At 73.3% G+C, this 11910-nt stretch carries 13 protein-coding genes; 5 read left to right on the forward strand and 8 right to left on the reverse strand.

Annotated features, from left to right (window positions below; translation table 11 throughout):
- On the reverse strand, window positions 1–1051 hold a 1051-nt coding region (locus tag QM626_RS07570; protein ID WP_415075624.1), incomplete at its 3' end, for an XdhC family protein.
- Between the two features lie 50 nt (window positions 1052–1101).
- Between QM626_RS07570 and QM626_RS07575 the strand changes: the two genes are divergently transcribed.
- Window positions 1102–1662, forward strand: a complete 561-nt coding sequence (locus QM626_RS07575; RefSeq protein ID WP_415075626.1) for a nucleotidyltransferase family protein — start codon at window positions 1102–1104, stop codon at window positions 1660–1662.
- A gap of 114 nt (window positions 1663–1776) precedes the next feature.
- Here the strand turns inward: QM626_RS07575 and QM626_RS07580 are convergent, their stop codons facing one another.
- From QM626_RS07580 to purS, 3 genes are all read right to left on the reverse strand, one after another.
- On the reverse strand, window positions 1777–2700 hold the full coding sequence (locus tag QM626_RS07580) for a 2-hydroxyacid dehydrogenase (protein ID WP_415075628.1): 924 nt from the start codon (window positions 2698–2700) through the stop codon (window positions 1777–1779).
- Between the two features lie 77 nt (window positions 2701–2777).
- Window positions 2778–3485 (reverse strand): phosphoribosylformylglycinamidine synthase subunit PurQ, encoded by a 708-nt coding sequence (gene purQ / locus QM626_RS07585; protein WP_415075630.1) that lies wholly within the window; start codon window positions 3483–3485, stop codon window positions 2778–2780.
- Entirely contained in the window at window positions 3482–3730 is a 249-nt protein-coding gene (gene purS / locus QM626_RS07590; RefSeq protein WP_415075632.1) for a phosphoribosylformylglycinamidine synthase subunit PurS, read from the reverse strand. The genes purQ and purS overlap by 4 nt, the downstream gene beginning before the upstream one ends.
- A gap of 182 nt (window positions 3731–3912) precedes the next feature.
- On the opposite strand from purS, the gene QM626_RS07595 reads away from it, so the two are divergent.
- Window positions 3913–5352: a GH1 family beta-glucosidase gene (locus QM626_RS07595; protein WP_415075634.1), complete on the forward strand. Its 1440-nt coding sequence runs from the start codon at window positions 3913–3915 to the stop codon at window positions 5350–5352.
- A 9-nt stretch (window positions 5353–5361) separates the two neighbouring features.
- On the forward strand, window positions 5362–6372 hold the full coding sequence (locus QM626_RS07600) for a LacI family DNA-binding transcriptional regulator (protein WP_415075636.1): 1011 nt from the start codon (window positions 5362–5364) through the stop codon (window positions 6370–6372).
- A gap of 197 nt (window positions 6373–6569) precedes the next feature.
- Here QM626_RS07600 and QM626_RS07605 read toward each other — a convergent pair whose 3' ends face one another.
- The 3 genes from QM626_RS07605 to QM626_RS07615 all read right to left on the reverse strand — a co-directional run bounded on the left by QM626_RS07605 (window position 6570) and on the right by QM626_RS07615 (window position 9354).
- Window positions 6570–7889 carry a uracil-xanthine permease family protein gene (locus QM626_RS07605; protein ID WP_415075638.1) on the reverse strand — a complete coding sequence of 440 codons (1320 nt, stop codon included), beginning with the start codon at window positions 7887–7889 and terminating at the stop codon, window positions 6570–6572.
- Window positions 7890–8059: 170 nt separating this feature from the next.
- Window positions 8060–8986: a phosphoribosylaminoimidazolesuccinocarboxamide synthase gene (locus QM626_RS07610; RefSeq protein ID WP_415075640.1), complete on the reverse strand. Its 927-nt coding sequence runs from the start codon at window positions 8984–8986 to the stop codon at window positions 8060–8062.
- Window positions 8987–9006: 20 nt separating this feature from the next.
- On the reverse strand, window positions 9007–9354 hold the full coding sequence (locus QM626_RS07615; protein WP_415075642.1) for a hypothetical protein: 348 nt from the start codon (window positions 9352–9354) through the stop codon (window positions 9007–9009).
- 58 nt (window positions 9355–9412) lie between these two features.
- Here QM626_RS07615 and QM626_RS07620 point away from each other — a divergent pair, with 58 nt between their 5' ends.
- On the forward strand, window positions 9413–10033 hold the full coding sequence (locus QM626_RS07620) for a PadR family transcriptional regulator (RefSeq protein ID WP_415075644.1): 621 nt from the start codon (window positions 9413–9415) through the stop codon (window positions 10031–10033).
- Entirely contained in the window at window positions 10030–11496 is a 1467-nt protein-coding gene (locus QM626_RS07625; RefSeq protein WP_415075646.1) for a DHA2 family efflux MFS transporter permease subunit, read from the forward strand. Before QM626_RS07620 ends, QM626_RS07625 begins: the two co-directional genes overlap by 4 nt.
- A 5-nt stretch (window positions 11497–11501) precedes the next feature.
- Here the strand turns inward: QM626_RS07625 and QM626_RS07630 are convergent.
- On the reverse strand, window positions 11502–11910 hold a 409-nt coding region (locus QM626_RS07630; protein ID WP_415075648.1), incomplete at its 5' end, for a siderophore-interacting protein.

The following is an 11910-nucleotide window of genomic DNA, read 5'->3' on the forward strand; positions in this document are numbered from 1 at the left end:
CTCCGGCGAGGGGGCCTGCGGCAGCCCGGCGGTGCAGCGGCCCGCGGCCCTCCCGCAGCGGCCGGGCCGACCCGCCGTGCGTGACGGCGACGATCTCGGCGAGCACCGCCAGCGCGGTGTGCTCGGGCGACGAGCCGCCCAGGTCGAGCCCGAGCGGCGAGTGCAGCGCCGCCAGCTCGGCATCGGTCACACCCGCCTCGTGCAGCAGCTCGACGCGGCGCGCGACCGTCGAGCGCGCCCCCATCGCGCCCACGAATCCCACCGGCATCCGCAGCGCGGCGGTGATCGCCGGCACGTCGAGGCGCACATCGTGCGTGAGCACGCAGATCGCGGTGCGGGCGTCGACGTCGTCGCCATCCTGCGCCCGCAGGTACTCGTGCGGGATGCCGGTGACCAGGCGCTCCGCATCCGGGAAGCGCTCGGGGGTCGTCAGCAGGTCCCACACGTCGCACACGGTCACCGCGAAGCCCGCCGCCGCGCCGACGCGGCACAGTGCGGCGGCGTGCTCGCCGGCGCCGAGCAGGATCAGCCGCGGCGGCGGGGTGGCGCACACCACCAGGACCTCCCCCGCTCCGTCCGACACGGTCGTCGTCTCGCCGCGCGCGAGCACGGCCGCCGACCCCGGCACCAGGGCGGGGTCGACGATCTCGCCCGTGCGCGGGCCGGACAGGCGGATGCCGATCGCCGTCGCGCGGCCGGACGCCGCCCGCTCGAGCGCCGCGAGCGCCACGTCGTCCCGCGGGCCGACGAGGCTGACCACCGCGTCGATCGACCCGCCGCACGCCAGGCCCGCGGCGAACGCCTGCTCGTCGCTGAAGCCCAGCCGCGACACCTCGCCCCGGCCCCGCCCCAGGGCGGCGAGCGAGAGCGAGACGGCGTCCGACTCGACGCATCCGCCGGAGATCGCGCCGATCACCCGCGCGGTGCGCGTCACCGCCATCGCCGCTCCCGCGCCCCGCGGGGCGCTGCGGGCCACGCGGGCCACCGTGACGACCGCGACCGTCTCACCCGCGCGCAGCAGCGGCAGGAGGTCGGCGGCGAGGTCCAGCATGCCGACACGGTAATCGGCGCGTGTTTCCGGCGCGCTACGCTGAGCCGACGATGAGCGACCACCGCACCGCTGGCCTGGTTCTCGCGGCCGGCGCGGGCACCCGATTCGGCGGCCCGAAGGGACTGGCGCGCACCGCGGACGGCGAGCCGTGGGTCGAGCGTGCGGTGCGGATGCTGACGGACGCCGGCTGCGCCCCCGTGCTCGTCACCGTCGGGGCGGCGGCCGCCGAGGTCGCGGCGCTGCTCCCCGGCGCCGCGATCGCGGTGCCGGTCGCGGACTGGGCGGACGGGCTCTCGGCGTCCGTCCGCGCCGGACTCTCCGCCGTCTGGGGGATGGCGGCCGACAGCGCGCTCGTGGTCGCCGTGGACACGCCCGACATGCCGGCGGCGGCGGCCCGCCGCATCCTGGCCCAGGCCTCATCCACCGCGCTGGCGCAGGCCGTCTACGACGGTCGGCCGGGGCACCCGGTGCTCATCGGCCGGACGCATGGGCCGGCGCTCGCCGCCGCCCTCTCCGGCGACCGGGGTGCCGGCCCGTACCTGCGCGCCCACCACGCGGTGCGCGTCGAGTGTGGCGACCTGTGGTCCGGCGCCGACGTCGATTCCCGCTGAGCTCCCGTCCCCTCGGCGCCCGCCCGCGAGATGGCGCCAGTTCCTGCGCATGGCTACCGGAATTCCTGGCGCCATGCGCAGGAACTGGCGCCATCTCGAAGAGGGGAGGCGCGCTCAGCTGCGCAGCACCACGTTCCGCGGCGGCTCGCCGGCGAGCATCCGCTCGATCTGCTCGCGGATCAGGCGCACGACACGCGGCACCATCGCCGACGACGCTCCGCCGACATGCGGGGTGATGAGCACGCCCGGCAGCGTCCACAGCGGGTGATCCGCGGGCAGCGGCTCGGGGTCGACGACGTCGAGCGCGGCGCGGATGCGTCCCCGGCGCACATGGTCGACGAGCGCCTCCGTGTCGATGAGCGGGCCGCGGCCGACGTTGACCACCAGCGCGCCGTCCGGCAGCGCCGACAGCTCGCGGTCGCCGATGATGTGCCGCGTCGAGTTCCCGCCCGGCAGCGCGAGGATCAGGATGTCGGTCGCCGTCAGCAGCTCCGGCAGCTCGTCGACCGCGTGCACGTGCACGCCCGCCTCGTCCCTGGTGTGCGCCGCGACGCGCACGAGATCGACCTCGAAGCCGGCGAGCCGCGCGGCGGTCGCGCGGCCCACGCCGCCGTATCCGAGCAGCAGCACCCGGCGGTCGGCGAGGCTCTGCGCGAACTCCGGCTGCCACTGCCCGTGCTCGGCCTGCCGGACGTACCGCGGCAGGTCGCGCTGCGCGGCGAGCGTCAGCGCGACGGCGAGCTCGGCGGTGGACGTCTCGTGCACGCTGGCGGCGTTCGCGAACACGACGCCCGCCGGCAGCAGGTCCGCCACGCCCTCGTAGCCGATCGACTGGCTCTGCACGAGGCGGCTCGCCACCTCCGCCAGCCGCGGCAGGATCGCGTCCGCGTTCTGGTACGGCGGCACGACGAGATCGATGTGCGCGCGCGGCGGCGGGCCGTCCATCGGCCACACGATCACCTCGACCGCGGGGGGCAGCGGCGCGAGAGCGTCGGCGAGACGCTGCGTGGGCACGGAGACGAGGATGCGTTCGGTCACCCGTTCGACGTTACGCCCCCGCGACGTTCACCCCTCCCGCTCGCGGAGACACGCTGCGTGAGAACGCGCGACGCGACTCACGCCGCGGCACCCACCACGGCCGCGATCGCCGAGCTGAAGAAGCCCAGGCCGTCGACGCCGGAGCGCATCGCCGCAGCCGTGTTCGGCCCGAAGCCCGGCTCCACCGCGTGCTCGGGATGCGGCATGAGCCCGACGACGTTGCCGCGCTCGTTCGTCAGACCCGCGATGTCGTTCAGCGACCCGTTGGGGTTCACGCCGAGATAGCGGAACGCCACGAGCCCGTCGCCCTCGATCCGGGCCAGCGTGTCGGAGTCGGCGGTGTAGCCGCCGTCGGCGTTCTTGAGCGGGATGACGATCTCCGCGCCCGCCTCGAAGTCGCTCGTCCACGCCGTGGCGGTGTTCTCGACGCGCAGCCTCTGGTCGCGGCGGATGAACTGCTGGCCCGCGTTGCGGATCAGCCCGCCGGGCAGCAGGTGCGCCTCGACCAGCATCTGGAAGCCGTTGCAGATGCCCAGCACGGGCACGCCGGCGGCCGCGGCATCCTTCACCTCGGCCATGATCGGCGCGAGCGCGGCGATCGCGCCGGCCCGGAGATAGTCGCCGTAGCTGAAACCGCCCGGCAGGACGAGCGCGTCGACGTCCTCGAGGTCGTGCGACCCGTGCCACAGCGCCACCGGCTGGGCGCCCGCGACACGGATCGCGCGCTGCGCGTCGCGGTCGTCGAGCGAGCCGGGGAAGGTGATGACGCCGATGCGGACGGTCATTCCACGACCTCGATGCCCACCACGTCCTCGATGACGGCGTTGGAGAGGACGTCGTCGGCGATCTCACGTGCTTTCGCGAGCACGGCCTCGTCGACCTCGCCATCGACGGTGAGCTCGAAGCGCTTGCCGATGCGGACGCTCGAGAACTCCGCCACGCCGAGACGGTCCAGGGCCCCGGCGACCGCCTTCCCCTGCGGGTCCAGCAGCTCGGCCTTGGGCATGACGTCGACGACGATGGTGGGCATTCGAAAGCTCCGGGAGGGTGCGCGGCGGGTGTGCCCCACCAGTCTACGGGGCAGCCCCGACCCCTCGCCCGGAAACTCGTGGGAGCGCTCCCGCGCAGATCGTGCCATCATGGCTGGGACGCTCCGGGCCGGCGTCCCCGCCCCGGAGCGCGATCGACGACGAGAGCGAGAAGCAGGTCCCGATGAGCGGCACCCCCCGGTCCTTCCCCGACTCCTTCCTGTTCGGGGCGGCGACCGCCGCGTTCCAGATCGAGGGCGCCGCGCACGAGGACGGACGGCGCGACTCCATCTGGGACGCCTTCTGCCGCGTGCCCGGTGCCGTCCTCGGCGGCGACGACGGCGAGATCGCGTGCGACCACTACCACCGCTATCCGGAGGACGTCGCCCTCATGGCCGGGCTCGGCATCCAGACCTACCGGTTCTCCACATCGTGGGCACGCGTCCGCCCCGACGGTGGGCCGGTCAACCCCGCCGGCCTCGACTTCTACCGGCGCCTGGTCGACGAGCTGCTCGGTGCCGGCATCCGCCCCTGGCTCACGCTCTACCACTGGGATCTGCCGCAGGCGCTGCAGGACGCCGGCGGCTGGACGAACCGCGACACCGCCGCCCGGTTCACCGAGTACGCGCTCGACGTGCACGACGCGCTCGGCGACCGGGTGTCGGTGTGGACGACGCTGAACGAGCCCTGGTGCTCGTCGTTCCTCAGCCACACCGCCGGCATCCACGCCCCCGGTCACTACTCGGCCGCCGAGGGCGTGGCCGCCGCCCACCATCTGCTGCTCGGGCACGGCCAGACCGTGCGGGCGCTGCGCGGGCGCGATGCGTCGCTCGAGCTGGGGCTGACGCTGAACCTCACGGTCGCCGATCCGGTGGATCCCGCCGATCCCGCCGACCGGGACGCCGCGCGCCGCATCGACGGGCAGTTCAACCGATGGTTCCTCGACCCGGTGTTCCGCGGCGCGTACCCGGCCGACATCGTCGAGGACCTGCGCGCGGCGGCGCCCGGTGCCGCGGCCGCGCTCGAGGAGGTCGTCCGGCCCGGCGACCTCGACGTCATCTCCGCCCCGATCGACGCGCTCGGGGTGAACTACTACCACGGCGAGCTCGTCGGCGCGCGGCCGCCCGCCGAGCCGGTGCCCGGCGGGGACGCGCCGACGCAGCGGGAGACGCGCTCGCCGTTCCCGGTGCACCACGACATCCACTGGCACGACCGGGGGCTGCCGCGCACCGCGATGCACTGGGAGGTCGACCCGGCGACGCTGACGCGGCTGCTGCAGCGCGTCTGGGACGAATACGCGGCGCCGGCCGGGACACGGCTGTTCGTCACCGAGAACGGAGCGGCCTTCGACGACGAGCCGGTCGTGACGGACGGGGTCGTCACGGTGCCGGATGCCGCGCGAGCCGCGTTCGTGACCGGGCACCTGGCGGCGGTCCTCGACGCGATCGAGGCCGGCGTGGACGTCGGCGGATACTTCTACTGGTCGCTGCTCGACAACTTCGAGTGGGCCTGGGGGTATGGACAGCGCTTCGGCATCGTGCGCGTGGCGGGGGACAGCCTCGAGCGCACCGTGAAGGAAAGCGGGCAGGTCTACAGTCGCATCATCGTGGATCGCGCACTGTAGGAGGCCTCGATGACATCTCAGCCGCGCACGACCATCACGATCGAGGAGGTCGCCCGCGCCGCGGGCGTCTCCCGGTCGACGGTGTCCCGGGTCGTCAACGGCCAGGCGGCGGTGAGCCCGGAGGCGCTGCAGGCCGTGCAGCGGGCGATCAGCGACCTGAACTATGTGCCAAACCAGGCGGCGCGCACGCTGGCAAGCAGCCGCACGCTCGCGATCGGGGTCATCATCCCCGAGGACACGCACCGCTTCTTCGGCGACCCGTTCTTCGCGTCGATCGTGTCCGGCATCAACGCGACCGTCTCGTCCTCGCCGTACGTGCTGACGCTGTTCATCGCCTCCGGCGACCCGGGCGACAAGGTGGTCGGTTACGCGCGCAGCGGCTCGATCGACGGCGCCATCGTCGTCTCGCACCACACCAGCGACACCTTCGTCTCGGCGGTCGCCTCCGCGATGCCGGTCGTGTTCGCAGGGCGTCCGGCCGTCGAACGGCCCAGCGACCATTACGTCGACGTCGACAACGTCTCCGGGGCACGGGAGGCGGTGGCGTACCTGATCGGCCGGGGGCGTCGTCGCATCGCCACCATCACGGGACCCGCGAGCATGGTCGCGGGCATCGACCGTCTCGCCGGCTATCGGGAGGCGCTCGCCGCCGCGGGTCTGCCGGCGGTAGCGGTGGCGGACGGCGACTTCACCGCCGAGGGCGGGGCCGCGGCGATGCGCCGCATCCTGGAGGACGGCAGCCGACCCGACGCCGTGTTCATCGCGAGCGACCTGATGGCCCAGGGCGCGATGGGCGTGCTGCAGGCGGCGGGCGTGTCGGTCCCCGACGAGATCGCGATCGTGGGCTTCGACGACTCGGCGATCGCGACCGGCACGGTGCCGGCGCTGACGACCATGCGCCAGCCCTCGTTCGCGCAGGGGCAGACGATGGCGCGGGTGCTGCTGGACCTGCTCGCCGGCCTCGAGCCGCCGCGGTCGACGATCCTGCCGACCGAGCTCATCGTCCGCGGCTCCGCCTGACGCGGGCGGCTGCCCGTCGGCGCGGGCCGCCTCCGTCGCGCGTCGGGCCCCACCCACCTCCGCTGCGCAGGAGGAATCCGCTGCGCAGGAGGGAATCGGCCGCATCCGTCCTGTTCAGCGGATTTCTCCTGTTCAGCAGAGGACGCCGGATGCCGGAGGCGAAGCCCGCGCGCGACACGTCCGGCATCCGGACGCCGCTACTCCGGGTCGCCGCCGAGCGGGCCGATCACCGGCAGCGGGCCGCCGTCGTCGGCACCGGTCCCGCGGGCGCGGGCGATGAGGTTGCCCAGGTGGTAGATCACCAGCGCGGCGGCGGCGCCGAGCACGATCGCACCGAGCTGGAAGTCGCCCCACGCCATCGTGAACTGGGCGATCGCGATCACGAGCGACACCGCGGCGGTGTACTGGTTGACCGGCCGCGAGAAGTCGACGCGGCCCTCGACCCAGATCTTGATGCCGATGATGCCGATCAGGCCGTACAGCGCGGTGGTCGCACCGCCCAGCACCCCGGCCGGGATCGAGTTGAACACCGCTCCGACCTTGGGGGAGAGGGCGAGCAGGATCGCCGTGACGCCGGCGACCCAGTACGCGGCGGTCGAGTACACCCTCGTCGCCGCCATCACGCCGATGTTCTCGCCGTAGGTCGTCGTGCCCGACCCGCCGAACACGCCCGCGAGCGTCGTCGAGACGCCGTCGGCGATGAGCGCCCGGCCGGTGGAGCGGTTCACCGAGCGGTCGGTCATCGTGGCGACGCCGCGCACGTGCCCCACGTTCTCGGCGACGAGCACGAGCACGACCGGCAGGAACATCGCGATCGCCGCCCACGTTCCCGGTGTCGTGAAATCGGCGACGCGGAACTCCGGCAGGCCGATCCACGCGGCGTCCCCGACCGCGCTGAAGTCGAGCACCCCGCCGATCGCGGCCGCGATGTAGCCGACGACGACGCCGAGGAAGATCGAGATGCGGCCGAGGAATCCGCGGAACAGCACGCTGAACAGCACGATCGCGACGAGCGTGATCGAGGCGACGACCGGCTGCACCTTGAAGTTGCTCCAGGCCGCGGGGGCGAGGTTGAAGCCGATCAGCGCGACGATCGCCCCCGAGACGACGGGCGGCATGAGCTTGTCGATCCAGCCGAGACCGGCCAGCTGCACGACGACGCCGACGAGGGCGAGCAGGATGCCGACCGCCACGATGCCCGCGAGAGCGGAGCCCATGCCGGCGCTCGCCGTCGCGGCGGTCACCGGCGCGATGAACGCGAACGACGAGCCCAGGTAGCTGGGCAGCCGGTTCTTCGTGATGACGAGGAACAGCAGCGTCCCGATGCCCGAGAACAGCAGGGTCGTCGAGACCGGGAAGCCGGTCAGCACCGGCACGAGGAACGTGGCGCCGAACATCGCGATGACGTGCTGCACCCCGATGGCGATCGTGGCGGGCCAGCTCAGCCGCTCGCCGGGGGCGACGACGGCCCCGGGCTCGACGGTGCGTCCGTTGCCGTGCAGCTTCCAGATGGCCATGCGCGCTCCTTGCGGTGAGGTGGTCGTCGTGTCGCGGTCCGTCGCCGAGGCCGGGTCCGCGAGACCGCATCTGCGCGCCGAGACCGTGGGGTCCACCCAGGGTCTCGGCGGCACGATGCGGTCTCGCGGAGAATAGCGGATCCGCGCCGCGGCGCGAAGGGCGACGTGCGTCAGGCGGTCAGCCGCTCGAGCAGCTCCCGGTAGCGGGCGGTGGTGCGGGCGACGACCTCGGCGGGCAGCGCCGGCGGCTCGCCCTCCTGCCCCGGCCACGCGGCGGCGAGCCAGTCGCGCACGATCTGCTTGTCGAAGCTGGCCATGCGCTCGGACGGGGTCGTGCCGGTGCGCCACGCCTCCGCATCCCAGTACCGCGACGAGTCCGGCGTGAGGACCTCGTCGGCGAGGGTCAGGATGCCGTCCTCGTCGAGGCCGAACTCGAACTTCGTGTCCGCCAGGATCAGCCCGCGGGCCTCCGCGGTGGCCGCCGCGCGGGTGTAGACCTCCAGCGAGAGGTCGCGCAGCGCGGCGGCGCGCTCGGCGCCGACCAGCTCGGCGGTCTGCGCGAACGTGATGTTCTCGTCGTGCTCGCCCAGGGGCGCCTTGTACGCGGGGGTGAAGATCGGCTCCGGCAGGCGGTCGCCGTTGCCGAGGCCGCCTCCCAGCCGGATGCCGCAGACCGTGCCGTGCTCGCGGTACTCGGCCCAGCCCGACCCGGTCAGGTATCCCCGGACGACGCACTCCACCGGCTGCATGTCCAGGCCCCGCACGACCATCGCGCGGCCGGCGACCGCATCCGGGATGATCGACCGCGCGTCCCCGCCGGCGTCGAGCACGTGGTCGGCGGCGAGGTGGTTCGGGATGCGCCGGCCGCCGTCGCCGCCTGCGAGCCGGTCGAACCACCACAGGCTGAGCGTCGTGAGGATCTCGCCCTTGCCGGCGATGCCGGGGGAGAGCACGTGGTCGAACGCGCTGACCCGGTCGCTGGCGACCACCAGCATCCGCCCGGCCGCCCGGCCGTCGGCGTCCGCCGGCACGTAGAGGTCGCGCACCTTGCCGGAGTAGACGTGGCGCCAGCCGGGGAGGGTCTGAGGGTCGGTCACCCGCCCATCATCCCAGACGGTCAGGGTGTGATCCGGTCGAGGTAGGCATACGCCTCGGCGACCGCGTCGGGCCAGAACCCCGCGTCCTCCTGGCGCAGCACCAGCCACTCCCGCATCTCGCGTCCTCGCATGAGCATGCGGGTCGCGGGCGTGGTCGCGCAGAGCTCCTCGCTGCGCCCGGCCGGCACCTTGACCACGAGGTCGCCGTCGAAGCCGAGGAAGGCGAAGACCTTCCCCCGCACGCGCAGGCCCTCCGAGCCGAACATGCGACCGATGTCGACGCCGGCGCGCGCCAGGTACGGCGCGGCGACGGGCTCGAAGAGCTCCCACCCGCGCCGGCGCGCGGCATCCCGCTGCGGATCGGCCATGGCGGAACGGTACCCGTCCCGTGTATAGTCCATGTGGACTAATCGAAATGGATCATTGATGACGGATGTCTCCTCGCGCCTCACGCCGCTGGCGGTGATGGCGCTCGGCGTGCTCCGAGAGGGCGCGATGCATCCGTACGAGATGATGCGGCTGATGCGGCAGCGCCGCGACGACCGGCTGGTCGCGATCGCGGGCGGCACCTTCTACAACACGATCTCCCGCCTCGAACGCTGGGGACTGGTCGAGGAGGTCGGCGTCGACCGGGCGGGCAACCGTCCCGAGCGCACGACGTACGCGGTGACGGATGCCGGGATCGCCGCCGCCGACGACTGGATCCGTCGCGAGCTGCCCCGCATCGACCGGCTCGCCGAGTTCCGGGTCGCCCTCTCCGAGGCGCACGACCTGTCGCGCGACGAGGCGTCGGCTCTGCTCGCCGACCGACGGCGAGCGCTGCAGTCCGAGCTCGACGACACCCGCGACAGCCTCGAGGATGCCATCTCCCGCGACGTCCCCCTGCAGTACCTCATCGACGGCGAGCGCGAGGTCGCGCTCCTCGAGGCGGAGATCGCCTGGCACGACGCGATCATCGCCCGCTTCGACGACCACACCATCCCCTGGGGCGAGCACGCCGCCCACAGCCACGACGTCTCCGCCCACAGAAAGGGCCCTCGCACATGACGACCACCGTCCCCACAGGAACCAGCCCCATCCGCACCCGCAGCCCGTGGCCCGCCCTCTGGGCGCTGGTCATCGGGTTCTTCATGATCCTGGTCGACACCACGATCGTCTCGGTCGCCAACCCCGCCATCAAGGCGGCGCTGGACCCGAGCACCAACAACCTCGACAACGTGGTGTGGGTCACCAGCGCCTATCTGCTCGCCTACGCCGTCCCGCTGCTGATCACCGGGCGCCTCGGCGACCGGTTCGGCCCGAAGCGGATGTACCTCATCGGGCTCGCGCTGTTCACGCTCGCCTCGCTCGGCTGCGGCCTGTCGACCACGCTCGGCGCGCTCGTCGCCTTCCGCGCCGTGCAGGGCCTGGGCGCCGCCCTGGTGACGCCGCAGACCATGGCCGTGATCACCCGCACCTTCCCGCCGGAGCGCCGCGGCGCCGCGATGGGCTTGTGGGGCGCGACCTCCGGCGTCGCCATGCTCGTCGGTCCCCTCGCCGGCGGCCTGCTCGTGGACGCGTGGGGCTGGGAGTGGATCTTCTTCGTCAACATCCCGGTCGGCATCGTCGGCTTCGTGCTGGCGTGGTTGCTGGTGCCCACCCTCGAGACGCACGCGCACCGCTTCGACGTCCTCGGCGTCGTCCTCTCGGCGGCCGGGTTGTTCCTCATCGTCTTCGGCCTGCAGGAGGGCGAGCACTACGACTGGGCGGCCTGGGTCTGGGTGATGATCGCCGCCGGCGTCGTCGTGCTCGGGCTGTTCATCTGGCAGCAGCTGCGCACCCGCTCCGAGCCGCTCGTGCCGATGGGGCTGTTCCGCGATCGCAACTTCTCGGTCTCCAGTCTCGCGATCGCCACGGTCGGGTTCATGGCCGCCAGCATGTCGCTGCCGCTCATGTTCTTCGTGCAGCTCGCGCGGGGCCTGACCCCGACGGAGTCGGCGCTGCTGATGGTGCCCATGGCGGTCGTCGTCGGCGTGCTCTCGCCGTTCGCCGGGCGGTTGCTGGACCGGGTCGACGCGCGATGGCTGCTCGTCCCGGGCCTGCTCCTCGTCTCGGGCTCGCTGGTCTGGTACGCCGTGCTGATGAACATGGACACGCCCGTCTGGATGTACCTGCTGCCGTCCGCGGTGATGGGCGTCGGCCAATCCGGGATGTGGGGGCCGCTGGCCACGACCGCGACCCGCAGTCTCGAGCCGCGGCAGGCGGGTGCCGGCTCGGGCATCTACAACACCACCCGCACGATCGGCTCGGTGCTCGGCTCCGCCTCGATCGCCGCCCTCATGCAGTCGCGGCTGGAGGCGAACCTGCCCGGGATGTCGGATGCCACCAGCACCTCGGGCACGCTGTCGGATGCGGTCGCCGGCCCGTTCTCGACGGCGATGGCGCAGTCCCTGCTGCTGCCGGCAGCGGTGCTGCTGATCGGCGTCGTCGCGGTGGTCTTCCTGCAGCGTCCCGCGCATCTGCGGCGCTGAGCCGGTCAGGCCTCGTCGGGGCCGGCGTGGCCGCGCTTCCAGTACCCGTGCAGCGCGAACTGGTCGCGTGCGAGTCCGAGACCGCGCAGATGGCGGCGCAGGCCGACCAGGCGCGAGGCCTCGGACGCCGCGAACACAAAGGTCTCGGCATCCACGCCGACCGCGGCCACGGCGTCCGCCAGCTCGGGCCCGGCCGGCCGGATCGGCACCCGCCGGCCGCCCTCCGCGAGGAGGTAGTCCTCGACCCAGCCGAGGTCTCCGGCGATGTCCGCGACGACCTCGATCGTCGTCGAGACGGGCAGCTCGGCGATCCACCGGCCGGCCGCCGGCAGCGCCGTGCCGTCGACCGCGAGCAGCACGCGGGGCGCGCGCTGGGGGGCGCTGCGCGACGTGCGCGGACCGACCAGCACGAGC

The organism is Microbacterium sp., from assembly GCF_047606385.1.
Taxonomy (GTDB): Bacteria; Actinomycetota; Actinomycetes; order Actinomycetales; family Microbacteriaceae; genus Microbacterium.